25 protein-coding genes and 1 pseudogene are annotated in these 23,833 nt (G+C 61.9%); 10 read left to right on the forward strand and 16 right to left on the reverse strand.

Annotated features, from left to right (window positions below; genetic code table 11):
• Positions 1 to 214: 214 nt before the first annotated feature.
• Positions 215 to 493 (reverse strand): DNA -binding domain-containing protein, encoded by a 279-nt coding sequence (locus ACVWVY_RS39950; RefSeq protein ID WP_456631521.1) that lies wholly within the window; start codon positions 491 to 493, stop codon positions 215 to 217.
• 105 nt (positions 494 to 598) lie between these two features.
• On the opposite strand from ACVWVY_RS39950, the gene ACVWVY_RS39955 reads away from it, so the two are divergent.
• Positions 599 to 880, forward strand: coding sequence for a helix-turn-helix domain-containing protein (locus ACVWVY_RS39955; RefSeq protein ID WP_456631522.1), 282 nt, complete (start codon positions 599 to 601; stop codon positions 878 to 880).
• Positions 881 to 1,082: 202 nt separating this feature from the next.
• Here the strand turns inward: ACVWVY_RS39955 and ACVWVY_RS39960 are convergent, their stop codons facing one another.
• From ACVWVY_RS39960 to ACVWVY_RS39995, 8 genes are all read right to left on the reverse strand, one after another.
• Positions 1,083 to 1,403, reverse strand: a complete 321-nt coding sequence (locus ACVWVY_RS39960; protein WP_456631523.1) for a DUF736 domain-containing protein — start codon at positions 1,401 to 1,403, stop codon at positions 1,083 to 1,085.
• Positions 1,404 to 1,954: 551 nt separating this feature from the next.
• Positions 1,955 to 2,497 (reverse strand): hypothetical protein, encoded by a 543-nt coding sequence (locus ACVWVY_RS39965; protein ID WP_456631524.1) that lies wholly within the window; start codon positions 2,495 to 2,497, stop codon positions 1,955 to 1,957.
• A gap of 78 nt (positions 2,498 to 2,575) precedes the next feature.
• Positions 2,576 to 3,502, reverse strand: coding sequence for a DUF2493 domain-containing protein (locus tag ACVWVY_RS39970; RefSeq protein WP_456632445.1), 927 nt, complete (start codon positions 3,500 to 3,502; stop codon positions 2,576 to 2,578).
• A 342-nt stretch (positions 3,503 to 3,844) separates the two neighbouring features.
• Complete coding sequence (locus ACVWVY_RS39975; protein WP_456631525.1) at positions 3,845 to 4,906, reverse strand: DUF7146 domain-containing protein; 1,062 nt, start codon at positions 4,904 to 4,906, stop codon at positions 3,845 to 3,847.
• Positions 4,906 to 9,240: a strawberry notch-like NTP hydrolase domain-containing protein gene (locus tag ACVWVY_RS39980; protein ID WP_456631526.1), complete on the reverse strand. Its 4,335-nt coding sequence runs from the start codon at positions 9,238 to 9,240 to the stop codon at positions 4,906 to 4,908. The genes ACVWVY_RS39975 and ACVWVY_RS39980 overlap by 1 nt, the downstream gene beginning before the upstream one ends.
• 187 nt (positions 9,241 to 9,427) lie before the next feature.
• Positions 9,428 to 11,545: a ParB/RepB/Spo0J family partition protein gene (locus tag ACVWVY_RS39985; protein ID WP_456631527.1), complete on the reverse strand. Its 2,118-nt coding sequence runs from the start codon at positions 11,543 to 11,545 to the stop codon at positions 9,428 to 9,430.
• A gap of 464 nt (positions 11,546 to 12,009) precedes the next feature.
• On the reverse strand, positions 12,010 to 12,192 hold the full coding sequence (locus tag ACVWVY_RS39990; RefSeq protein ID WP_392699655.1) for a hypothetical protein: 183 nt from the start codon (positions 12,190 to 12,192) through the stop codon (positions 12,010 to 12,012).
• Positions 12,193 to 12,496: 304 nt separating this feature from the next.
• Positions 12,497 to 12,718: a hypothetical protein gene (locus ACVWVY_RS39995; protein WP_247517368.1), complete on the reverse strand. Its 222-nt coding sequence runs from the start codon at positions 12,716 to 12,718 to the stop codon at positions 12,497 to 12,499.
• A gap of 165 nt (positions 12,719 to 12,883) precedes the next feature.
• On the opposite strand from ACVWVY_RS39995, the gene ACVWVY_RS40000 reads away from it, so the two are divergent.
• From ACVWVY_RS40000 to ACVWVY_RS40015, 4 genes and pseudogenes are all read left to right on the forward strand, one after another.
• A complete protein-coding gene (locus ACVWVY_RS40000; protein WP_456631528.1) occupies positions 12,884 to 13,180 on the forward strand; it encodes a hypothetical protein in 297 nt (98 codons plus the stop codon).
• A 77-nt stretch (positions 13,181 to 13,257) separates the two neighbouring features.
• Positions 13,258 to 13,903, forward strand: a pseudogene (locus ACVWVY_RS40005) (SOS response-associated peptidase).
• 126 nt (positions 13,904 to 14,029) lie between these two features.
• Positions 14,030 to 16,102: an ATP-dependent helicase gene (locus ACVWVY_RS40010; RefSeq protein WP_456631529.1), complete on the forward strand. Its 2,073-nt coding sequence runs from the start codon at positions 14,030 to 14,032 to the stop codon at positions 16,100 to 16,102.
• 99 nt (positions 16,103 to 16,201) lie between these two features.
• The gene (locus tag ACVWVY_RS40015) at positions 16,202 to 16,468 is read left to right on the forward strand and encodes a hypothetical protein (protein WP_456631530.1); all 267 of its coding nucleotides are present in this window, start codon (positions 16,202 to 16,204) and stop codon (positions 16,466 to 16,468) included.
• A gap of 38 nt (positions 16,469 to 16,506) precedes the next feature.
• Here the strand turns inward: ACVWVY_RS40015 and ACVWVY_RS40020 are convergent, their stop codons facing one another.
• Positions 16,507 to 16,689: a DUF3606 domain-containing protein gene (locus ACVWVY_RS40020; protein WP_456631531.1), complete on the reverse strand. Its 183-nt coding sequence runs from the start codon at positions 16,687 to 16,689 to the stop codon at positions 16,507 to 16,509.
• Positions 16,690 to 16,798: 109 nt separating this feature from the next.
• Here ACVWVY_RS40020 and ligD (ACVWVY_RS40025) point away from each other — a divergent pair, with 109 nt between their 5' ends.
• Together ligD (ACVWVY_RS40025) and ACVWVY_RS40030 are read left to right on the forward strand one after the other, a co-directional pair.
• Entirely contained in the window at positions 16,799 to 17,719 is a 921-nt protein-coding gene (gene ligD, locus ACVWVY_RS40025; protein WP_456631532.1) for a non-homologous end-joining DNA ligase, read from the forward strand.
• Positions 17,719 to 17,886 carry a hypothetical protein gene (locus ACVWVY_RS40030; RefSeq protein ID WP_334380517.1) on the forward strand — a complete coding sequence of 56 codons (168 nt, stop codon included), beginning with the start codon at positions 17,719 to 17,721 and terminating at the stop codon, positions 17,884 to 17,886. Before ligD (ACVWVY_RS40025) ends, ACVWVY_RS40030 begins: the two co-directional genes overlap by 1 nt.
• 47 nt (positions 17,887 to 17,933) lie before the next feature.
• Here the strand turns inward: ACVWVY_RS40030 and ACVWVY_RS40035 are convergent, their stop codons facing one another.
• Positions 17,934 to 18,542 (reverse strand): cell envelope biogenesis protein TolA, encoded by a 609-nt coding sequence (locus ACVWVY_RS40035; RefSeq protein WP_456631533.1) that lies wholly within the window; start codon positions 18,540 to 18,542, stop codon positions 17,934 to 17,936.
• A gap of 152 nt (positions 18,543 to 18,694) precedes the next feature.
• Between ACVWVY_RS40035 and ligD (ACVWVY_RS40040) the strand changes: the two genes are divergently transcribed.
• Positions 18,695 to 19,642 (forward strand): non-homologous end-joining DNA ligase, encoded by a 948-nt coding sequence (gene ligD / locus ACVWVY_RS40040; RefSeq protein ID WP_456631534.1) that lies wholly within the window; start codon positions 18,695 to 18,697, stop codon positions 19,640 to 19,642.
• An 84-nt stretch (positions 19,643 to 19,726) separates the two neighbouring features.
• On the opposite strand, the gene ACVWVY_RS40045 is transcribed toward ligD (ACVWVY_RS40040), so the two are convergent.
• From ACVWVY_RS40045 to ku, 5 genes are all read right to left on the reverse strand, one after another.
• Positions 19,727 to 20,191, reverse strand: a complete 465-nt coding sequence (locus ACVWVY_RS40045) for a metallophosphoesterase family protein (RefSeq protein WP_456631535.1) — start codon at positions 20,189 to 20,191, stop codon at positions 19,727 to 19,729.
• Positions 20,188 to 20,691, reverse strand: a complete 504-nt coding sequence (locus ACVWVY_RS40050; RefSeq protein WP_456631536.1) for an NUDIX domain-containing protein — start codon at positions 20,689 to 20,691, stop codon at positions 20,188 to 20,190. Before ACVWVY_RS40050 ends, ACVWVY_RS40045 begins: the two co-directional genes overlap by 4 nt.
• 70 nt (positions 20,692 to 20,761) lie before the next feature.
• Positions 20,762 to 21,439, reverse strand: coding sequence for an HAD family hydrolase (locus ACVWVY_RS40055; RefSeq protein WP_456631537.1), 678 nt, complete (start codon positions 21,437 to 21,439; stop codon positions 20,762 to 20,764).
• Positions 21,426 to 21,761 (reverse strand): hypothetical protein, encoded by a 336-nt coding sequence (locus ACVWVY_RS40060; RefSeq protein WP_456631538.1) that lies wholly within the window; start codon positions 21,759 to 21,761, stop codon positions 21,426 to 21,428. The genes ACVWVY_RS40055 and ACVWVY_RS40060 overlap by 14 nt, the downstream gene beginning before the upstream one ends.
• A 5-nt stretch (positions 21,762 to 21,766) precedes the next feature.
• Positions 21,767 to 22,699 carry a non-homologous end joining protein Ku gene (gene ku / locus ACVWVY_RS40065; protein ID WP_456631539.1) on the reverse strand — a complete coding sequence of 311 codons (933 nt, stop codon included), beginning with the start codon at positions 22,697 to 22,699 and terminating at the stop codon, positions 21,767 to 21,769.
• 143 nt (positions 22,700 to 22,842) lie between these two features.
• Here ku and ACVWVY_RS40070 point away from each other — a divergent pair, with 143 nt between their 5' ends.
• Entirely contained in the window at positions 22,843 to 23,232 is a 390-nt protein-coding gene (locus ACVWVY_RS40070; RefSeq protein WP_456631540.1) for a hypothetical protein, read from the forward strand.
• A gap of 46 nt (positions 23,233 to 23,278) precedes the next feature.
• Positions 23,279 to 23,728 (forward strand): hypothetical protein, encoded by a 450-nt coding sequence (locus ACVWVY_RS40075; protein WP_456631541.1) that lies wholly within the window; start codon positions 23,279 to 23,281, stop codon positions 23,726 to 23,728.
• Positions 23,729 to 23,833: the final 105 nt, after the last annotated feature.

Below are 23,833 nucleotides of genomic sequence, written 5' to 3' on the forward strand. Positions count from 1 at the left end.
CCTGATTTACTGGCGTGCTGATATGCCTCCGGTGAGCGCCAGTCGATCTCAGACACTGCTCTGATCCCCTGCCGTACAACGATTACGGCCTATCTCTATGAATCCCGGAGTTGTTGGGGAAGTCACCAATTCTGCATTGCGTGATGCCTACAGGCGATCACGCCCTCGGCGGAAGAATCTTGTTCTAATTACGAACTCCGGAAGACATTCTTCGCTATTTGGTCGTACCGCCACGAAGTAAGTCGCGATAGCCGTGGTCTGCCATCCATCTTGCTCGTGCCAAGTGACTATCAAATGCGTTGCGGGCGCGCGCTGGCTCGCGATCCGGATTGATGTGCAGCACGATTTGAGTCACTTCTTTCCAGTCGGCGCCAGCGGCTTCGGCATCAAGAAGACGCCAATAGGTCACCAAATGCTGTTCGTCATAGGTCGTCAGCACCGCATCATTCGGCGCCACGTCCGCAACATCTGGATCTAACGCCGGCTGTTCCATGTAAGCCTACGCGCGGACTTCGCTAACTGCACTCGAGCCGAACTTACCGAAATAGTACGTCTATAGCCAGTGGTTTGATGGCCTACTAAATGGCTGCTTTAGCGCATGAAAGCTCGTGCGCTTGTTGCCTGGAATGTGCGCCGGATCCGCGTGGATCGCGGCATTCCGCAAGAGCAATTGGCTTACGATGCCGGGATTGACCGCTCATATATGAGTGGTCTTGAGCGGCAATCCGAGAACCCGACAATTGATCTTCTCGATCGGATCGCCGGTACGCTGGATGTTCATTTAGCCGAGTTGTTCGTTCAGCCACCCAAAGGAGCAACGACGCCCAAGCCTTTGCCCAAAGGTCGCAAGCCGGCGCCCCCTCGTCGCAAGAAGAAATAGCACCGCTCACGCGATGCGTCAGCCACGTCGATAACATTTTTTTGCCTGATGAAGAATTCTGCAGAGATCGCGCAAGACCAAGCAAAAAAGGAATGATGAGCCTGGGGCGGATCTAATTGGCGCCGTTGGCGAGCCATCTTGCTCGGTTGCAAAGAAAAGCCCCGCCCGAGCAACTCGGGCGGGGCTTGGCGGAGGTTGAGTCTCACTCCCCGTTCTTCCGCGGCCGCGACCAGAGCAGAGTGTAGCCTTCGCCGCCCTCGTCGTCGAACAAGTTCGCGTAGATCGGTGCGTTGAACGAGGGATCGTCGAGCTTGAGCGAGAGGTAGTCGCGGCCCTCCTCGGAGCGCTTTGACCAGGCCGCCCCGATCTCGGCCCTGCCCACATAGATGCGGTGGCTGGGAGCGTTCTCGTTCGTGCGGTTGGTCTCGGCTACGATGCGGACGCCTTTGGCCTGCAGGCTCAGCGTGATGATCTCGCCCTGGAAATCGTTGCCGACTTTCTTGAAAGAACCGATGGTAGCCATGTCACTTCTCCTGTTTGTGTTTCAAGCCCGCGACCACCGCGGCCTCGATGGCGATCTAGAGGCCGAGGACGATCGGCGACGCACCCGCTGGCGGGCCGGAGCGCAGCGGAGGACGCCGTTGCGGCGACTTTCTTGCCTCGCGAGGAATGGGCGCACGCCCAGGGGAAGAAAGTCGCATCAACGGCGTTGCGGCTCAGACGATCGAGGCGAAGCCGGTCTTCGGCCAGATCAAGCCATCAATGAGGCCACGTGGGTCCGCGTGCTGAACCGCAATCTCCGGGGAAGACGTGGCGTATCTTGGTTGTGCTGAACAAGGGGTCGGAACGATCTGTGCAGAAAGAGAAACAATCTACTGCCAAAGGCGGTATCGTCTCCGAGGGAATGATCGAGATAGGGCGCCGCTGCGCCGCAGCTGGGTGGGCCACGGCCGAAATAGCCGCCGCGTGGTCGAGGCACCTCGAGGAGGATTGCGCTCTCCCCGATCAGGTCCCGACCATCGCTCGTTCAACGCGCCGATCTACGCGAACCTGTTCGACGAAGACGGTGGATGGTCATCCATCGCGGGTGGCGGCCACAAGATTTGGATGAGACGGCTTCTGCACCGCCTCAGCCGGCTCGAACGGGCGGGCCTCCGCAAAGACGATCAGGCGCGTCCACGCCGTGCCGCCAAGGCAAACCGCTCCCACGCAAGCGAAGGCCTCCCGCCAAGCTGGCGAATCTGCCCCGACCTGCGACAGCGCGAATACGAGATGATAGCCAGCGACGGCGGCAGGCAAAGCGAAAGCGTTCGCGATCGCGATGCGCAAGGTCAAGGATCGAGTAACGGCGACGGCGGTCTGACCGAGGACAAGCGTCACTGCGCCACCGGCCATTCCGATGAGCAATGCAACGACAGATCCGGCGCCGCTCTGTAACGCCGTCATCCCAATACTCAGCGCGAAAAAAAACGGCAGGGCATACACTGCGAGCGCAAAGATCGCCCAGCAGAACAGACCGATGCCGAGTGTGTTGAGAACAAGCCCAAGGGCGAGCATGGCGGTGGCTCCATGTAAATAGATTTGCCAGTCGCGCCTTCCACCACCACCACGGCGCAACTTCCGACATAGGATCGAAACGAGGCGGAGTTGCGGCGATGCAACTCCACCTGGTGGTTCAGGTAGTAAAGACGGCGCTTACGCGCCGCCACCGAACTTCCAGACAGGAATGCCGAGGCGTCTTGCCTTGTCGGCGAGGTTGTCCTGGATCCCCGTGCCCGGAAAATGCATGACGCCGATTGGCAGTAGTTCGAGCATGGTGTCATTGCGCTTGAACGGAGCTGCCTTGGCGTGCTTCGTCCAGTCCGGCTTGAAAGCGATCTGTGGCACCTTCCGGTTAGTCGCCCATTTGGAGGCAATCAGTTCTGCGCCCTTCGGGCATCCGCCGTGGATCAGGACCATGTGGGGATGCCTGACATGCACCTTGTCGAGACGATCCCAGATCAGACGGTGGTCGTTGAAGTCCAGGCCTCCCGTGAGCGCGATCTTCGGTCCTGACGGTACCATGACTTCGGTCTCGCTTCGGCGCTTGGCGGCGATGAAGTCTCGGGAGTCGATCATTGCCGCGGTGAGCGTGCGGTGGTTGACGAGTGATCCCGATCGAGGGCGCCAGGCGGAGCCAGTGTGGACCTCAAAGAGTTCGATGGCCTGATCGCGGAAGAGTTCCAGGCAGTTGCGGCGCTCGATCAACGTGATGCCTTCGGCCGTCAGACGCTCGAGTTCGACCGATCGTACTTCCGAGCCGTTCTGCTCGCGCTGGCTCTTGCGTTGCGCCTGCTCGTTGTCATCAAGCTGGCGATCAGTTCGTTCTGCGGCACGATGGAAGAGGTTGACAGTCGACCACAGCAGATCCGGAAGGTCCGGCTCGAGCCGCGTGTCGCTAAGGGTAGCAACTAGGGCATCGAAGATATCGGCGACGGCACCTGCGATCATCCGACCTTCGGGGAGCGGTCTCGGATCGGGCTGGTCGTCAAATGGACGGTAGCCGAAGAGCTGCAATTCGTTGAGCACGAGGTCGGTCGGAGATGCCGTGCGCGGTCGTTCGTTGTCGTCATGATCGCTCATGGGAGAAGGTCCTTTTGCCGGATCGGCCGCGCCCATCGCGGCCTTCGTGGCGATCACTTGAGACGGCGGGCGGAACGGGCCAGAACCCGGAGCAGCGCGGAGGGCCGGAGCGCAGCGGAGGATGGCGAAGGCCGGTTATTTTGCTTCGCGATGCAAAGCGCGCCTTCAGGCATTGATAACTGTCGTTCCATCGACAGCGCGCGGCGGAAAATAGCCGAACGCAGCCATTGGAGGCCCGGGCTGGTTGCCGTCCGATCGCCCTCTAGAAGGCCGTGGTCGCGCCCTCTACGGCATTGGGTCCGCCTCGACTGGGCCATAGACGTCCACAAAACCCAAACGCGCCTATACGAGAGCGGTCGACGAGCACAGAAAGCGGACGATGTCTTCCGGTACGAGCTGAATCCGCAACGCCGCCCGGAGGACGTCGAGCCCGAAGACGTGCAGATCCTCGTTGAAGTCGCCTAGCCGAGGTGACAATGGGATTGCTTCGATGCCAGCCGCTTCGGCGCGTTGCAGGAGAATAGCTTGCACCGCCTCTCCAGCAGTATCGGCGTCGCGAGCGATATAGAGCCGACGTAAGTTCGACGATAGCGACATGGCTGAGAGGTGATTGGCTGATAGCGCGGCGGCCATCGCCAAGGCCGGAAGTACGCAGCGTAACGACAGCATGGTCTCGATGCCTTCGCCGGCGACAAGCACGTCGTCGTCAGGTGCCCCGAAACGAACCGCGTTGCCGAGCAGGTCGCCCATCGCTCGCCGCGGCGTGTCGATCGGAGCCTTACCGAGCCGAACCCGATCAAAGCCATCTGGGTCGAGCCAGGTACGGTGCACGCCGGTGATCCTGCCATCGAGGTTGGTGACGCAGGCGATCATCGCCGGCCAAGTCTCGGTCGGCAGCTGTTCGTCAGGCCGATAATAGCAGCGCGGATGGAATCGCAGGCTGCCAGCATGGTGCACGTGGGCTATTCCTCGCCGCTGCAAATAGGTCTCGGCGACGGTACCCTCGATCGGTCCTGATACCGCAAACAGCCGTCTTGCAGCCTCTTGTGAGCCAGCCAGTGCTGTCGAACGAGCGGATCTCGGGACGAGTCCCGGTTCAGGGCGAGGTAACTTGAGAAACCGCCTCGCCTCCTCGGCGACCTTGCGGAAGTCGCGCAAGCCTAGGCTTTCGCGGATGATGTCCAGGAGATCGCCATGCTCGCCGGTTGCGGCATCAGTCCACTTGCCTGCAGGCCCTTTCGGCGAGTGCTGGAGCCGCACGAACATCGAGCGGCCCGGGGTATTGTGGACATCACCAACCAGCCAATAGCGCCCCTCGCGCTTACCATTGGAAAGGTAGTGGCGGCACACCGCCTCGGCCTCACGCGCGAGACGCTGTGCCAGTTCCGAGGCGTCGCGGGGCATCACGCGGCCTCCCACTCGGCGATGCGCTCGATTGGGTAGTGATCGAGGACCTTCGCCAGGACCTCGTTGCCGCTCGCATCTGATGGCACGAACGTGCGTAGCTTCCAGGAGATGATCTCCGCAAATAGCCCGTACGCTCGCAGTCGATCACGCATCGTGTCGGTGAATCCCGACAGTTCGATGCGGTGTGCGCCCATGACTCGGACGCGGCGAAGCTGGAGGCCTTCGGCGAGGTCGAGGATGGTGCGCCCTTCCATCAGTGCGGCGAAGGCGGTGTCCGGCGCCAGCTTAGGCGCGTCGGAGCTAAGGACATTCGCGACCCAGGCAGCCGATACCTTGCGGCCGATGACGCGTTCGCCGGCATCGGTCTGCAGGCGATAGACCCGCGTCGACTCGTTCGGCAGCCGCTTCCAGATCGGCAGCAACAAGCCCGCCACGACGTGTATCGTGCTCTCAGAGAACTCAGGCACCTCCGCAAGCTCGGTCAGCCAAGCCGCGCTGAAACGCTCACGGTCAGCTTCGACCCAATGGCTTTGCGCCATCATTTTCAGTGGAACGCTGTGCTGGTCCATCGGCCGGATCAGCCGGACGCGCCGTTCGATCTCGCCGTCATCAAGCATGAAGCTCGGAGCCGGGATCTGAATGGCGGTACGGCCCGAGCGCGCATTGATCAGTAGGACGGCACGATGATCCGAAAGGCGGCCGAGGGCATCATCCAAGGTCACAGGACGATTGCGCTGGCGCCGGGTGATCGTGAGGAGCCGGGTCTCGGCGCCCGTCGCCGGATGTGCATAGATCGTCCGCCGGTCGGTGACGACGAAGCTCTCGGCATGCAGCGTTTCCAGTCCGACGTCGTAGGTGCCGGACGCAATGGCACCATCGATGCGGGCGGTCAGTAACTGCTCGAAGGCCGTGAAGAGAATATTCTGGAGCTCAATGGTGAGCGCCAACAACCTGTTCAGGAAGGTCGTGATCGGCGGAAGCTCGTCCTTGATGCCGTTGGCATCCATGAGTTTCAGTCCGGTCGCGTCTTCGAACCTCTCGAGCGAGCAGCCCTCGACCTTGCCGCGCGCGAGCAGCATATAGACCTGGCGCAACGCATCGCGGCCGTACTGGCTTTCGAGATTGTCCTCGGGCCGGAACAGACCCTGTCCTCCGGTCTGACGCTGGCCGCGCGTGATGGCGCCTAAGGTGTCGAGTCGGCGAGCGATCGTGGAGAGGAAGCGCTTCTCCGCCTTCACGTCCGTTGCAATCGGCCGGAACAGCGGCGGCTGCGCCTGGTTGGTCCGGTTCGTGCGGCCGAGACCCTGGATGGCAGCATCCGCCTTCCAGCCGGGCTCAAGCAAATAGTGAACCCGCAAACGGCGATTCCGGGCCGACAGCTCGGCGTGGTAGCTCCTACCCGTGCCGCCGGCGTCGGAGAACACGAGGATGCGCTTGACGTCATCCATGAACGCCGCGGTCTCGGCGAGGTTGGCCGAACCCGCGCGGTTGTCGACCACCAGCCGGTCGCCCTTGCGGATGATGCGGCGCGAGCGGCCGGTCACCTCGGCCACCATGTCGATCCCAAATCGCTGAACGATCTGGTCGAGGGCGCCGGGCACCGGCGACAGCGATGCGAGCTTTTCAATGAGGCGGTCACGGCGTGCGGCGGCCTCCCGGCTTTCGACCGGCTGGCCGTCCCGATAGACGGGCCGAGAACAGAGATTGCCCTCGGAGTCGGTGAAGGGTTCGTAGAGCTGAACCGGGAAGGAATGAGCGAGATAGTCGAGGACATATTCGCGCGGGGTAATGTCGACCTGAACGTCGCCCCACTCCTCGGTCGGGATTTCGGCGAGCCGGCGCTCCATCAGCGCCTCGCCGGTGGAGACGATCTGGATGACCGCGGCGTGTCCAGCGTTGAGATCGCGCTCGATTGAGTAGATCAGCGATGGCGTCTTCATCGAGGTCAAGAGATGGCCAAAGAAACGCTGTTTGGTGCTTTCGAAGGCTGAGCGGGCAGCCGATTTCGCCTGCCCGTTCAGCGTGCCCGTCTCGCCGGTGATGTTGGCGGCTCGCATCGCCGCCTCGAGATTATTGTGAATGATGCCAAACGCGCCGGCATAGGCGTCATAGATACGAACCTGCTCGGGGGTGAGCTGATGTTCGACCAGTTCGTACTCGACGCCCTCGTAGGACAGTGAGCGCGCAGCATAGAGCCCGAGCGCCTTGAGGTCTCGCGCCAGCACCTCCATGGCAGCAACGCCCCCCTCCTCGATCGCCTCGACGAATTCGGCTCGGGTAGCGAATGGAAAATCCTCACCGCCCCACAGTCCCAGCCGCTGGACATAGGCGAGATTGTGGACTGTAGTGGCGCCAGTCGCGGAAACATAGACGACGCGGGCGTTCGGCAAGGCGTGCTGAAGCCTCAGCCCTGCGCGCCCCTGTTGAGAGGCAGCCTGGTCACCGCGCTCGCCCTTACCGCCAACCGCATTCTGCATGGCGTGGCTCTCGTCGAAGACGATCACTCCGTCGAAATCGGAGCCCAACCATTCGACGATCTGCCGCACGCGCGAAAGCTTTTCGCCACGCTCATCGGTGCGCAGCGTAGCGTAGGTGGTGAACAGGACGCCTTGCGCGAGTTGGATTGGCGAGCCCTGACGAAAGCGGGACAGCGGCGTGACGAGGAGCCGCTCCATCCCGAGAGCCGACCAATCGCGCTGCGCATCCTCGATGAGCTTGTCGGATTTGCTGATCCAGACCGCGCGGCGGCGACCTTTCAGCCAGTTGTCGAGCAGGATTCCCGCGACCTGCCGTCCCTTACCCGCGCCAGTGCCATCACCCAGGAACCAGCCTCGGCGAAAGCGGACGGCATTTTCCGCGTCATCGCGCGCGGCGGCCACGACGTCAAAAGTCGCATCGACCGTCCAGGACCCTGCGAGAAACTCGGCATGTGCCTCGCCGGCATAGATGATGCTCTCGATCTGGGCGTCCGAGAGGATGCCATCCGCGACGACCTTGGCCGGCAAATGCGGCCGATAGGACGGCTTTGGCGGTGCGACGGAAGCCATCGCGGCGGACTGCACGAGCCTGGTGGGATGCGGTTGCGCGCCCGGTACATGGATCGACTGAAGTGTGTAGGTCTCATAGAGCGCATCGGTGATGTTGCTGGCATCCGTGGGCGTCCAATCCACCGGATCGTAGGCGACTTCGCTCGCCACGGGATCAATTGGCGGCACTGCTGCAGCCGACTGGCGGTGGGCGACGTAGGCGCGGACAGTACGAGGCGTGGCAGGGTTGGCAATCGGCGGCACCACTCCAGCCGCCATTCCAGCAATTGGCCGACGTGGCGGCACATGCTGTAAGACCCAGCCGAGCAAAGTAGGCAGGTCCTGCGCAATGTCGGGGGACGCTGGGAATACCGCGACATCATCTGCCGGCACTCGATCGATAACAGTGAGGCGGGTGTCGACGTTGGTGCCGTGCTTGGCATAGACAGCGCCGTCAACTGCCGCCGAGAATACGACACGGCCCTGTTCCTGCAGCCGCTTGAAGTAGTCGGTCCACACGGGATTATCGGGCGCGACGTTCGCGCCTGTGATGGTGACCAGCCGTCCGCCGTCTGGAAGACGCGCAAGCGCGGAGGTGATGTGCCGTAGTGCCGCATCTGCCATCTGGCGATCGACATGGACCGCAGCCGAGAACGGCGGATTCATCAGCACGACACTCGGCACGATGCCGGCATCGAGGTGATCGTTGATGTGAGCGGCATCAAACTGCGTCGCGGAGGCGGTGGGAAAGAGCTGCGCGAGAATGCCGGCACGGTTCTCGGCAACCTCGTTGAGGACCAGAGAGGCGCCGTCAAGTTCGGCGAGGATGGCAAGAAGACCGGTGCCGGCGGAAGGTTCCAGAACGACGTCTGTAGGCGTGATCGCGGCCGCCCGGCTGGCGACAAACGCCAACCCGATTGGCGTGGAGAACTGTTGGAGGGATTCACTTTCCAGGGATCGACGTGTCTGAGTCGGAAGGAGACTGGTGATCCTCATCAACATCGGCAGCATGGCGGCCGGCGACGTCGCCTTGGCGCGCATGGCAGCGCCATAGCGTCGTAGGAATAGGACGGTCGCCGCCTCGCAGGCGTCGTAGGCCGTCTTCCAGTTCCAGGCGCCGGTCGCATCGGAGCTGCCGAAGGCAGCCTCCATGGCGCTGCGGAGGACAGCAGCGTCAATCCGACGGCTGCGCTCTAGATCGGTCAGAAGCTGTCGCGCAGCCCTAACGACGCTCGAGGCGACAACTGCGGTGGCACGCATCGAGAGCGGCGCGCTGGCGGCGCCGCTGACGAGAGATTCGGTCATGGGAGGATTTCTCGGGAGAGCGGGAATGGGCCGAACCGCCCGGCGCTCTCCTTTAAGACCGCGGCGACTCAAGCCCTTCCCGGCCCGGCTCTCCCTCTTAGGCCTTCACCAATAAAAATGGGGACCGGCGCTGCACACCGGCCCCCAACAACCACGGGACGGCCGGAGCCATCCCCGCCGTATGACGTCACTCAGCCGCGTCGAGCTGTTGCGGATCGTCGTCGGTGGCGTCCTCCCGATCCTCGTCGTCGGCAAGAAATTCGGGCAATGGGCCCGGTTGACCCTCCTCTTCCGCTGGCGACGCGGTGGCGTCGACCAGACGCAGCGGCTCCGGCAACCAGCCCGAACCATCGAGAAGACGCTCGGCCTCCTTGCCCATGTCCGCCTTCTTCAGGTGGTCGATCAGTTGCGCGGAAGACTCGCCTCTTGCTTCCCGCACCGCCTCCAGAATGCGAGGCTTGGTGACCCGGCTAAGATAGTTATCGACGGTCGGTCTCCAGCCAGCCTGAACCATGTCGAGACCGACGGCGCGTGCCAGAACATCGGCCTGGTCGAGCCGCGTGCGGACGCCGTGGGCAGAGACGCGGCCCTGATGGTAGCGGTTTGCCGGTTCATAGAGGGCATTGACCGCAAATGACGCGCAGTGAGCGAACAGGGACGCTTGTGCACCGCCATCGAAAGCTGTGAGCGCATCCCAGAGATCTTTTTCGCTCTTCGGAAGTCGTGCTTTCCAGGCCTCATGCCGCGCCTCGACGGCCTTCGCAGACACGCTTTCCCTGAGTCCCGGGGCTTGAGCGGGAAAGGTCGGCGGGTGAAGTCCGATCTCTAGGCAGCTTCCGGACGACGCGAACCGGTAAAAGGCCGTCAGCACGAAGTTGTGCAACACCGCCTGGAACGCGATCGCAGGGTTCTCAGCCAGCGCATCCCGCAATGCCAGCGTACGATGCGCCGTTAACTCGGTGATGAGCCGATCAGGCAGAGGCTTGGCCGCATCTTCATCATCCTCGTCTACGTCAGGAGCACTACTTGCGACCGCGATCACGGTGCGCGGGACGGAAGCACTCGTCTCCTGCCCTTCGGTCGACGACGGATCGGCGCCCTGCCCGACATCAAGATCAGTTGCCGGTACGTCGTCCTCTGGACGGACGTAACCCCGGTCCACTGAAAGGCGTCCCTCGGAATCGATGCTAACGAACACACCAGCTCGGGCGATCTCGGCCGGATCGTAGAGCACTGGCCGGTCTTCGAAGGCCATCAGCGCCGACTCTATTTCGCCGAGACGCTGATCGACCTCGTCCGGCAATTCGTCCGCATCCTGGTAATCGGATTCAAGCTTGGCCTGCTCGGCGTTGAGGGCGTCGATGGTGGCCTGCTCCTCGGGGGAGAGATCGACAGGTTTACCCTCGATTTCTCGCAGGCGATCGGTGTGACCGTAGGGGAAATCTGTGGCCACTGAGATCCACTTCCAGCCTTCCGCAGCAATCGTCTCGGCCTCGACTTTGAGCTTTTCGGTTACGAGGCGATCGAGCAACACGACGTCCTGAAACCAGCCGCCGTCATCGTGCTCGAACAGGTCTCGCAAAACGCCGCCACCGGCCTGCTCGTGAGCAGTAAGCCCAACAAATTGGGCCCGACGATCGGACGCGCGGACGGCATTTTCGGTCAGCATGCGCCGGATTTGATAGGGCTCATCGTAGCCGGACCGGCTGACGTTCTCCCAGACCTGTTCCTGCCTGGCTTGGTCAGCCGTAATAGAAAAGGCCATGAGCTGCTCAAGGGTCATGCCGTCTTCGGCATAGACCTCGTGCAGCTTTGGCGACACGGAGGCCAGCCGCAGTCGTTGCTTAACGACGGCCGGCGTCACGAAGTGACGGGCCGCGATCTCCTCCTCGGTCAAGCCGGCATCAAGCAAGATCTGAAAGGCTCGGAATTGATCGAGCGGATGGAGCCCGACCCTCTCGTCATTCTCGGCAAGCGAATCGTCCTCCGCGATACCGCCCTCGCGCACCACGCAGGGAACGGGCTGCGTCTTGGCCATGCGCTTTTGCTTCACGAGAAGTTCCAGCGCGCGATAGCGCCTGCCGCCCGCCGGGACTTCAAACATGCCGGTTTCGTTGCCTTCTGCATCGACGACGGCCCGGACATTCAGGCTCTGCAAGAGTGTACGTTGCACGATGCTCTCGGCGAGTTGCTCGATCGAGATGCCGGCCTTGACGCGCCGGACGTTGGACTGGCTCAGCACCAGTTTGTTGAATGGAATATCCCGGGAGGGACTGAGTTTGATCTTCTGGACGGCGCTTGCCATGTCGGATTCTCCATGACGGGCGGCCGTGAGACTCTCTCTCGGCCTCCAACCCGTCACGAAAATCCCGGCTCTCCTCTTGCTCTCGACGTCTCCGCAAGCAGCGTACCGCGCATCATGTACTAGCCCTGGGAGATACTCTTCGGCCGAAGCGCAGCGGAGGCAGGAGAAGAGGCAGCCGACGAAGGGGCAGTGATAGCGACGCGAGCATGAAATGCCCGCGGGCACCGAGGCGACTGTAGTCGCGAGACCGGTTAACAAGGCACCCGCGTTCGGGGCAGTGATAGCGGCGCCGGCATTCAATGCCGGCGGCCCCTAACGCGAGTGCCTCCGGCGAGCGACACCGTATCGCGCAAGGGATCGAAGCCGGACGGCCGAGACGCGTCAGCGGCTCGGTTCACGAGAAGCCCGGTGCGGCGGAAGCAGAATGTGCATTTAGCAGAAAATCCGCTTAGACTTGAGAAGATCTAAATTTCCTCGCGCGCATTCGTTTGCGCGTCATAGATCCTGATCTGAAGCATGGGAAAGCGTTTCTTTAGCTCTTCTCCACCTGCCCTTGCGCCGTCTTTGGTTGCAAATTCGGCTTTGAGTCGGCCGTCCACTTCAAGCGCGTAACCTGAGGCCGGCAATTCACGGGTGGCGGCAACCATTTCATTCCTTTTGTGCAGTGAGGTGGTTGAGATTGATGGGTTAGCGTGAGTCGCCCAAACCACGCTAGAGCCACCCGCGCGACTATGGAGATAGGTCACCGTTCGTTTGACATCAGAGCCTCCCACACGGCGGAGGCAAGCAGTGTTCTCCAACGAAGGGGCTCCTGACTGAGGCGGTCTCAATTTTCTGATGGCGACTGTTCACGCGCGGGCGCTGAAATGACTTATCAGGATGGTAATCCCGATCGCCACTACAAGTCCGACAAAACACATGACTCCTGCCAACAGCACGGATGCCCCCGCCCTATTCGACGCCGAGCTCTTTAATGGCGAGTGATGATAATTGTTTCGGATCGCGAACGCCGCGCTGACCAAGTTCAATAACTTTTTTGGCAATCAATTCTGCGATGGGATCACCGCGATCAACCAAACTGAGCGCGCGCAAGGTGCGCTCATAAGCATCGGTCAAAACCGCTATTTCCTCCGGGCCCAGCGGAGAATTTTGCAGCAGGCGATAGATGGGCATCGATGCACAATCCCAGCGCAAGTTCCTTCTAACACAGGATCATGATAGCCGCGGGAAAATCGGAACTAGGCCGACGGAGGCGACTGGTCCACTCCGTCGCGCATGCGTACATGCGCGGGCGCTTTCGGACCTACACAGGATAGATGTCGGAGGTCGTTGAGGAGCATGAAGCATCAGGACACGCGTTCTTTCATCACGGACGACCAGGCCGAGCAGATGGGCGCTGACATGGCCATGCAGCTTCTGCTCATGACGCTATTTCAACTCCTGTCGGAAATGGCTGATGACCCGCGTGGCTTCCGTACAGATGTCCATAAGGAACTTACGGATCTCGTGGCGACCTATAAGCTCCCACCGATGCCTGAGGATACCGAGAGAAAGGTTCGAGCAGCTGCTGGCAAGATTCTCGACGGCATCATGATGCGATCATTTGAACAAAACAGAGTGAGGAAGGCGTCATGATGTCCGGACATGCGGACCCGGATGCGCGGAATGCCTCGGTCGGGCTTTGGCCATGATCGTCGAGAACGAACGCTGAAATGTGCAATCTGTACTCGATCACGACGAACCAAGCCGCGATCGCCGGCTTGTTCAGACGCATGGACCGGTACGTCGGCAACCTGCCGCCGACGCCCGGTGTTTTTCCGGATTATCCAGCGCCTGTGATCCGCCACGCCAGTGATGCTGAAGAGATGGTGCTGATGCGCTGGGGCATGCCGCCTCCACCGCGGACCGGCGGCCCGCCGGTGACGAATATTCGCAACACGTCCTCTCCCCACTGGCGCGGTTGGCTGAAGCCGGAGAACCGCTGCCTTGTGCCAGCGAACAGCTTCGCCGAATACGCTCCGGAGACGAATCCGGAGACCAAAAAGAAGGACGTCTGGTTCGCGCTCGACGACAACCGGCCGCTGTTTTGCTTCGCCGGCATCTGGACCGAGTTCAACGGAGATCGCGGCACGAAGTCGAAGCCGATCCCAAGGCCTCATCTCGTCCACGTCCTCGAACGCGATCGTCGCGCCGATCCACCCAAAGGCAATGCCGGTAATCCTGGCGACCGAGGAAGAACGCGATGTATGGATGCGCGCTCCATGGGACGAGGCGAAGGCGCTGCAGCGTCCGCTGCCCGATGAGGCGCTGCAGATCGTCATGCGCGGCCCCGAGAAGGAAGACAAGGCGGCGGCTTAGGCTTGCCTTTTGACCGCACATCGGAGCACGTGGAAGAACAAAACCACGTGCTCTGACGGCAGTTCGAGCTTGTTGCGATTCCAGCAGGAATCATCGAGCGTTGAATTTCAGCAGGGGAACTGATTCGTGCTCGCGTCGACCGCCGCATCATATCTTGAGACGCTCAACCCGGAGCAGCGCCGAGCCGTCGAGCACGGTGTCTGCGGCAACAGCCATGTCGGGCTACCACTGCTTGTCATCGCCGGCGCAGGGTCCGGCAAGACGAATACGCTTGCTCACCGCGTCGCCCATCTCATTGTCAGCGGCGCCGACCCCCGCCGGATCTTGTTGATGACGTTTTCGCGGCGCGCGGCCTCGGAGATGGCAAAACGGGTCGAGCGGATCGCCCGGAAAGTTCTCGGCGCCGACGCGGGCATCATGACCGACGCGCTAAGCTGGGCCGGTACCTTCCACGGTATTGGCACCCGGCTGCTTCGCGAATATGCCGACCAGATCGGCCTCAATCCCGCTTTTACTATTCACGATCGCGAGGACTCGGCCGACCTGATGAATCTCGTCAGGCACGAGCGCGGGCTGTCGAAGACCGAAAGTCGCTTTCCCACCAAGGGTACGTGCCTTTCAATCTACTCGCGCTGTGTCAACGCCGAGGCCGAACTGGAGCAGGTGCTCGGAGCGTCCTACCCGTGGTGCGCTGGTTGGACCAATGAACTCAAGGAGCTTTTCGCGGCGTACGTCGAAGCCAAGCAGAAGCACAACGTTCTCGATTACGACGATCTCCTTCTCTATTGGGCACAGATGATGTCCGACGCCGGCATTGCCGACGACGTCGGCAGCCGTTTCGATCATGTCCTCGTCGACGAATACCAGGACACAAACCGTCTGCAATCATCAGTTCTGCTGGCGTTGAAGCCTGGAGGACGCGGCCTCACAGTGGTCGGTGACGATGCGCAATCGATCTATTCGTTCCGTGCGGCAACCGTCCGCAACATCCTGGACTTCCCCGAGCAGTTCAGTCCGAAGGCAGAGATCGTCACGCTAGATCGCAACTATCGTTCGACGCAGCCGATCCTTTCCGCGGCAAACGGCGTCATCGATCTCGCCAAGGAGCGCTTCACCAAGAACCTATGGACGGAGCGCACGTCATCGGCAAAGCCTCGACTGGTCGCCGTGCGCGATGAGGGCGACCAAGCGCGCTACGTCGTCGAGCGCATTCTCGAATGCCGCGAGGAAGGAGCACTCCTCAAGCAGCAGGCGGTCCTCTTCCGCACCTCCTCACATAGCGGCCCGCTGGAGGTCGAACTTACTCGTCGCAACATCCCCTTCGTCAAGTTCGGCGGCCTGAAGTTTCTTGACGCCGCGCACGTCAAGGACCTGCTCGCAATGCTGCGGTTCGTCGAGAATCCCCGCGATAGGGTCGCCGGGTTCCGCGTGATGCATCTGTTGCCGGGTGTCGGTCCGGCTTCCGCGCAGCGCATTCTCGATCATATGGCGGAGGCTAGCGACCCGCTCGGCGCGCTTTGTACCCTTCCCTGCCCGCCCCGCGCCGGCGAGGATTGGACCATCTTCGTCGAGGCCATCGGAAATCTCCGATATTCGGAATGGCCATCGGACCTTGAGCGTGCCCGCCTCTGGTACGAACCACATCTCGAGCGCATCCACGAAGACGCCGGGGTCCGGCGCGCCGACCTCGTTCAACTTGAACAGATAGCCGGCGGATATCCTTCGCGTGAACGCTTCCTGACGGAGCTCACCCTCGATCCGCCGGACGCGACCAGCGACCAGGCCGGTGTGCCGTTGCTGGACGAGGACTATCTGATTCTATCGACCATCCACTCGGCCAAGGGTCAGGAATGGAAATCGGTGTACGTCCTCAACGTGGTGGACGGCTGCATGCCGTCTGACTTGGGAGCTGGCACCTCCGCCGAGCTCGAGGAGGAGCGCCGCCTTCTCTATGTCGCGATGACGCGGGCGAAGGACGATCTTCATCTGGTAGTGCCGCAACGCTTCTTCACGCACGGTCAGCACTCACAGGGAGACCGGCACGTTTATGCATCGCGAACCCGCTTCATCCCCCAGAAGCTGCTCGGCCTGTTCGACCGTACGAACTGGCCTATAGCGTCCGCAGACGCCGCTGCGCGCGGCCCAAGCCAGGGGCCGCGAATCGACATCGGATCTCGCATGCGAGGGATGTGGCGCTGAAGCTTTTCGGAAGCACTACGATTTCGAATCCCTGCTCTGCGACAGTGGCGAGGAACGAACCGCCGGCCGGAGGGATTCCCCCGGGTAGGAGAAGCTCCAATGCTTATGACCAAAGAGCGGCGGTCTGCGATCCGGACGCTGCGTGGCTGGGCGATCTCGGTGCTGCAGGAAGCGGGCGCCATCCGCGAGTGTGAGGAGCACGGCTGGATGCAAGATCGCGCCGACCCGCACGCCCGCAAGCGCGCCTTCGACATCGCCCGCCTGGATCCGCCAGACGGACTCTCTGGGGCAGAGGCGGTCGCCGAAATCGAGGACGTATTAGCCTCGATCGGCGACACTTGCCCTGAATGTCCGCCGGACTGCTAGAGGCCCGGCGCCGGGAAATCGACTGCCTGCAAGTTGGCCTAGCTCCCAAGCCGCTTCTCGACCCGCTTTCGGCTGTTGCCGACCTTCTTGACGGCCTTCTTCACCGCAGCCGCCGAGCGCCCGGTCTTTTTCGACTCGTACCGTAGCTCGTAGTTCTGCTGCCCGGCCACCCGGGCCCTGTCCTGCTTGCGCCCGCGGGCCGTCTTCTTCGCTGTCGCCATCGGCTCCTCCTTTATGATCAGACGACCATGCAACGCGGCAAAGGATTCCCCGGTTCCGGAACGATTCGAGCTGTGCCACTTTGAATCACCTGTAGCGTGGAGTTCGTGCGTGGCGTTCCAGCGTCGAAAACCGGCAGCGATTGGCATCAAGGCGCCGCTGCCGGGCTTCATCGAACCAGCCTTGGCCAGCTCGGTCGAGAAGGTACCGAGCGGGTCTCGCTGGATTCACGAAATCAAGTTCGACGGCTACCGTGTCCAAGTCCATCTGGCAAACGAGGCCGTGAGGGTCTTCACCCGGCGCGGCAATGATTGGACCAGCCGCTTCCGGAAGATCGCCGATGACGCCTGGCACATCAAGGCGGGCTCGGCGATCGTCGACGGCGAGGTCGTCGTGCCGGCCACCAACGGCGCAACCGATTTCTCGGTGCTACAGAAAGAGCTCAAGGGCACTTCGACCAAGATCGTATTGATCGCCTTCGACCTGCTCTACCTGAACGGCAGGGACATCCGAAAGCTGCCGCTCTTCGAGCGCAAGGCCGAACTGACGAAGATCATCGCCGGCACCGACGTCCAATTCAGCGAAAGCTTCGAGATCGAGGGACGCGAGATGTTCGCGCACGCCTGCGAGCTCGGTCTCGAAGGCGTCGTGTCGAAGGTTCGCGATAGCGTGTACGCGAGTGGCCGTGGACACAACTGGGTCAAGAAGACCTGCGCGCAACGCGAGACACTGACCATTGCTGGATATTCCCTCGATAAGGGCAAGTGGGATGGCATCTACGTCGGCCGCCAAAAGGGTGGTGAACTGATGTACGCCGGGAAGGTGGACCATGGGTTCGACAAGGCGTCCGCTGCCGACCTGCTGAAACGACTGAGGCCGCTAATCCGCAAGACGCAGCCCTATGCAAAGCGGATCGCGCACAAGGGGATCTGGGTCGAGCCGAAGCTGCTGGCCGAGATCGAATACCGCGCGAAGTCGGCGGAGGGGAAGGTCCGCCATCCCTTCTTCAAGGGACTTCGGGAGGATCTGTGATGGATGCTTTTGACCGCTTCTGGCAGTGGGCAACCAAGCCCTTGGAAAGTCAGCTGACGATTCCGGCCGAGCTGCATCGAGCGGTCATGGAGCTTGCTCCTGAGGCCCGACGAGACCGCGCCGCGGTGAACCAAGCCGCAGCACGCGTGCTGGATCCCGAACGATGAACGCTTGAAGGGGACCGCTGGCCTTCACGCGTGGGTGCCCACAGAAACTAACCCCGCGCGCGCCGCAAGGCGGCTTGCAATCGCTCTTTCTCCTTATCCCAGCGGGTTTCTTCGGTTTGAGATCTCTTCTCAAGAGCCTCGACCTCAGCCTGGATGGCGGCCGACCGCTTCGCGTGATTCTGCTCGGCCTTGTCCAACGCAGCCTGTGCCTTATCGACCGCCTGCTGACGGCGTGCACGCTCCTTCTGCCTCGCGGCCTCCTCCCTCGCCCGTTCAACATCGCGGCGCTTCTGTTCCCGTTCGTAGGCGAGCGCGGCCTTTCGCTCCGCAGCCTCGTCGACAGGGCGAGAGGAAGGCTTCTTCGCCTTTGGGCCTTTCGACTTGGCTTTCGTTGATCCGCCTCCACCAAGTTTGGTGGGCAGTTCAGTATGCTCGCTGAATGGTCGGTCGGATCCGACCGGGCGCTTGAGAACGACGCCAGGCTTTGCCATGGTCGCGGCGATGCTGTCCGGATCGTGGCTCTCCTTCGCAGCGCCTTGGTGGAAGAGATTGCTGTCTGCGCCCCACGCTTCCAGAGCCGCTTTCATGGAGGGAGCGGCGATCGCCAGATCGAAGAAACCTAGCGAAGTCTGGTAGGTCCTGAGTTTTCTGGCCATTGGTCTGATCAGCCCTTCCCGTTCGATAGTCAACGTCGCGCACTCTGGGATTGCCGCGGCGTCGGACGGAACATGCCATGGCTTTGAGCGTTCCCTCATTCTTGAAGGACGTCCATGCATTAGGCAACGCGCTCTGAAGGATTGGCCCTTGAATGAGCCGGACGTCGACCCTGCCCAAGCGCTTACAGCCGATGCTCGCTACGCTCACTGACGCGCCGTTCGACGACCCCGGCTGGGTTTTCGAGGACAAGTACGATGGCTTCCGGATGATCGCGGAAATCCGGCGGGGCAAGGTTGCACTCTACAGCCGCAACGGCAAGATCATCAGCCGCAGCTATATCGAGGTCGCCAAAGCGCTGGAGGGCGTGAAGGGCGACGCCGTGATCGACGGCGAGCTCGTCGCGATCGGAAAGGACGGCGTCTCGCATTTCCAGCTGCTTCAAAACGCGCTGCGCCATGAAGCCAAGCTTCTGTATTGCGCCTTCGATCTCATGTTTCAGAACGCAGCGGACTTGCGCAAACAGGCTCTTCTCGAGCGCAAGGCGCGGCTGAAAGCGATCCTGCCGCGCCACCGGCTGATCGCCTTCAGCCGTCACCGCAAAGCGAACGGCACGAAATTTTTCGCCGAGGCCGAGCGGAAGGGTCTGGAAGGCGTCATGGCGAAGCGCGCCGACAGCGCGTATGCGTCCGGAAGCCGGTCCCCGGATTGGCTGAAGATCAAGACGGCAAAGCGGCAGGAAGTGGTGATCGCCGGCTTCACGGCGCCCAGGCGCACCAGGCCGTTCTTCGGCGCCCTGGTCCTCGCCGTGCGGGAAGACGACGCATGGCGCTACATCGGACATGTCGGCACTGGCTTCAGCCACAAGGTCTTGGAAGACCTCCATGCCAAGCTCGTGAAGCTGACGACCCCTAAATCACCCTTCCCTGCCAAAGTGAAGGACGAGGCCGCCACGACCTGGGTCAGGCCCTCGTTGGTTGCCGAGGTCAAATTCGCGGAGTGGACGAGTAAGGGCGAACTGCGCCAGCCCGTCTACCTCGGGCTCAGGTCCGACAAGCGGGCGAAGGATGTCGTGCGCGAGCGAGAACGTCCGCGCAAATAGCGCTTCCCTTCGGGCGTAACCGGCAAACGGAACGAATTAACGCATGCGCCTCCTCCGCTGTGTATTCCCTGCGCGGTGGTGCGCTCAGTCGCCTCCAAGGTCGTGGATTTCGGGTCGCACGCCCTCACGCGTGACTTCGAGCGTCGCAAGCATAATTGGCAGCCTGAAGCGCCGCGGTCCCGCGCTGCCGGGATTCAGGTAGAGAACGCCACTGACCGTGTCGATCTTCGGCACGTGGGAATGCCCGGAGACGATGATGTCGATGCCGGCCCCGGGATCGACCTGCAGCGTCTTCAGGTCGTGCAGAACGTAGATCGACTTTCCCGCCAGGCGCACAAGGTTCGTGTCGGGGTAGTCGCGGGCCCACTCGCCACTGTCCACGTTTCCACGGATGGCGGTGACAGGCGCGATCCGGCGAAGCGCGTCGACGATCTCGGGGCGCCCGATGTCTCCGGCATGAATGATGTGATCGACGCCCGTCAGGCCTCGTTCCGCCTCGGGCCTCAACAGGCCGTGCGGGTCCGAAATGATTCCAATCCTGAACGTCATTTCCCGGCGTTCTCAACCGCGATCGCCAAAAGACGATCGAGAAGCTCAGCTTGAGCGGACAGCATCTTGGTCCGCGCGAGCTCGATATCGAACCATTCCGCGCGGTCGACTTCGGGAAAACTCTGCCGTCGACCGCTTCGGGGCGGCCATTCGATATCGAAGGTATTGCTAGTCAGCGCCACCGGATCAAAGTGGCCCTCGCCGGCGAATGCGATGACGCGCTTCCCTCCTCGCTGTCGGACTTCCCCCAGCGGCTGGAGTGGACCAATCGAAGCGCTCGGGCCGAGTTCTTCGGCAAATTCGCGTCGAGCGACGTTCTCCGGAGCATCATTGGCATCGATTTCGCCCTTCGGAATGGACCAGGCGCCATTATCCTTCTTGCGCCAGAACGGACCGCCGGGATGAACGAGCAGAACCTCGAGCCCGCGAGCGCCCTTGCGGTAGGCGAGAATGCCCGCGCTCAAGGTTGATCTCCTAGAAGTCCTTTTCAGCGCAGCCATATCGCTCCTTTTTTGGGGGCGCGGATCGAGAGCTGGGCCAACGGCGAAGGATCTGAGGCGCCACGACTGGCTACTTGCGCAGCAACGAATGTTCAAAACACGCTAGTAGCGCAGCGGGCCCCGGATACACCTCGGCGCACCCGGCTTTCCTCAATTCGTCTTCCGTGAAGCCTCCGCAGAGCACGCCGACCGTGCGAACTCCCGCCTTACCAGCCGCTTCCGCATCGTACGGCGTGTCACCGATCACGACGGCGTCGGCGCCATCGATCTTAAGCTTCTTGAGGGCGATATTGAAGATGTCTGGCGCCGGTTTTGATTCATCTACGTCGTCGGAAGAAGTTGTGAGGTCCACGAGATCGACGACGCGAGCGATGTCGAGATACTCATCGACCTCATCCTTCTTGGCCGAGGAAGCAACCGCGATCCGAACTCCAGCGTCGCGAACGCGTCGCAGCAGGTTCGGGACCGCCGAGAAGGGACGCACAAGCGGCAGATATTCCGACTTGAAGCGCTTACCACGCCACTCCTCCAGTTCCTTGCCGTGGTCCCGTTGTTCGTCAGCTGATAGGAAGACGGGAATGAGTTTGTCACCTCCCTTTCCTATTTGGCTTCGTGCCTGTTCGAAGCTCACATCGTGGCCGAACTTAAGCATGGCTTCCTGCCATGCCATGGCGTGGAGATCCACCGAGTCCAGAAGCGTGCCGTCCAGATCGAAGATTGCGGCTTTTGGCAACTCACAGTCCTCCATGGTCGGAGCGAGTCAGTTTCGCATACCAGTCGGAATAAAGCGTGTTCTTCGCCATGTGCCGGTTGATATCCGGCGAGCCGTCGTCCCACCATACCGGACCGCGCTCGCCGAGCGCCTGCTTAACCTCGTCCACGGCCCTATGCGCCGTTGCTTCAGCCTCTTGGTCGGCCGCCTTGTTGGCGTCGCGCACCGCCCGCCGGGCCGCCATTAGCCGGCCGACGAGATGGTCTCGCGTGACCTCGTCGAGATCGGGATTTGCCATCCGCCTGAGCCTGCCGCGAACGACGAAGTAGTGGCCGTCCGGCGTCACCGGATGCTTCACGACACCTAAGCCGACTTCCGCTGCGGTTTGGCCGCCGGCTTCTTCGCCGCGGCCTCTTTCGCCGGCTTCTTGCCTGCGATCGGCATCAGCATTTCCTTCTGCCCGGCCGCCGCCTTGCGCGGCTTTTTGCCTGGTTTCTTCGGCGCCTCTGTCGCCGCCGGCGGGCCTTCTCCGATGCTCTTGCGCAGCGCGTCCATCAGGTCGACGACGTTCTCGCCTCGAGGGCGCGCTTTCGCGGTGATGGGTCTGCCGGCGCGCTTCTGGTTGATCAGATCGATGAGGGCAGTTTCGTACTGGTCTTCGAACTTGTCCGGCTCGAAGTGGCCTGCCTTCTGATTGACGATGTGCCTGGCCAGGTCGAGCATGTCCTTGGTGACTTTAACGTCCTGGATATCGTCGAAATATTCCTCTGCGGAACGGACCTCGTAGGGATAGCGTAGCAGCGTCCCCATCAACCCCTTGTCGAGCGGCTCGAGCGCAATGATGTGCTCGCGATTGGTCAGCACCACGCGTCCGATCGCGACCTTGTTCATTTCGCGGATGGTTTCGCGAATGACGGCGAAGGCATCGTGCCCAACTTTGCCGTCGGGGCGCAGGTAGTAGGGACGGATGAGATATCGCGGATCGATCTCGCTGCGGTCGACGAACTCGTCGATTTCGATGGTTCGTGTCGATTCCAGCGCGACGTTCTCAAGCTCTTCCTTCGTCACCTCAATAAAGGTGTCGGTATCGACCTTGTAACCCTTGACGATGTCCTCGTTGTCGACTTCCTCGCCGGTATCAGCATCCACCTTGGCGTATTTGATGCGGTGGCCGGTCTTCCGGTTGAGCTGGTTGAACGAGACCTTTTCGGATTCCGATGTGGCTGGATAGAGCGCTACCGGACAGGTGACGAGGGAAAGACGCAGAAAGCCTTTCCAGTTAGCGCGGGGTGCCATGACAGGGGAACTCCATACTGATGCCGGATTCAAGACGAATGGCCCGGCTTGGTTCCGACAGCCCGCCCCTTCCAAGATGATGATTTTTTCTCCGGCGGGTCCGAGCAGACTCGACTTTTGTTCACTTTATGTTCTAATTCGGAATGACCGACCGACCCGCGAGCATGCCGCCCCCTAAGCAGATGGAAAAACTGGCCGCAGAAGCCGCCCGCAGGCCGGGCGCGTCAGCTGCGGCTCCGGATGCGCCCCTCCCGGCCGAATACTGGGAATCGGTACTCAAAGACCCTCGCGCCGGCGCGGCCGGGACCCAAATGCAGCAGAGACGTCTTTCGGAAATTCAGCGCCATGTGCTGCGCATCTCCTGCCGCCGCTGCGAGCGGACCGTGGAAATCCGGACCGCCGATGCAGTCCGATTGTATGGCGGCAACGCGGTCTGGAAGGACGTCGCGCAGCGGCTGCTCGACAACACCTGCCAGCAGCGCACCGGCAGGCATGAAGAAGACGGGTGCTGGCCGGCGTTCGAGGCGCCGTAGCCCGCTCCGGATCGCCGATCCGATCTCATTGCGCCTGGATGTCCGGATGGCCCCGCAGTATCACCCAACGCCCCTGTCGGGCGGCGATCGCAAGGCTCTGGCGAAAGAGCTCGGCAAGGCACGCGCGATGGCCAACATCCTGGCCACCCAATCGGCGGAGATGCGGGCCAAGGGCCAGGCGATGATCCAGCAGGCTGACCGCCTCCTTTGCGAAAGCTGGAACGAGCGGATGTGGTCAGACGGCGAACCGATCGATCCGTCGCCCACCATCGACCAGGCCGTGAATGGAGGCTTCCCCTGGCTGGAGATCAGGTGCGCGCACTGCAAGACGCCGAGCGACGTCGACCTCGCGGCGATGAAGCACCCGCCGACCACCTTCGTGCACGATCTCGCCAGCCGGCTGCGCTGCCGGAAATGCGCCAAGGCGGGCCGGCGTCCATCCGCGACTCTGCTACAATTAGGTTGGCAGCCGCGCCACCCCCGAACCGAAGCCTGACCGATGCAATCTCTACAAGTCTCACAAGGGGCAGGCCGCCATCATCGCGCAACACGCGGGCGTTGCGTGACACGACCGGCAATCTCCCGCAAATGCCTGGCATCT

It is taken from the genome of Bradyrhizobium sp. URHC0002 (assembly GCF_054059515.1).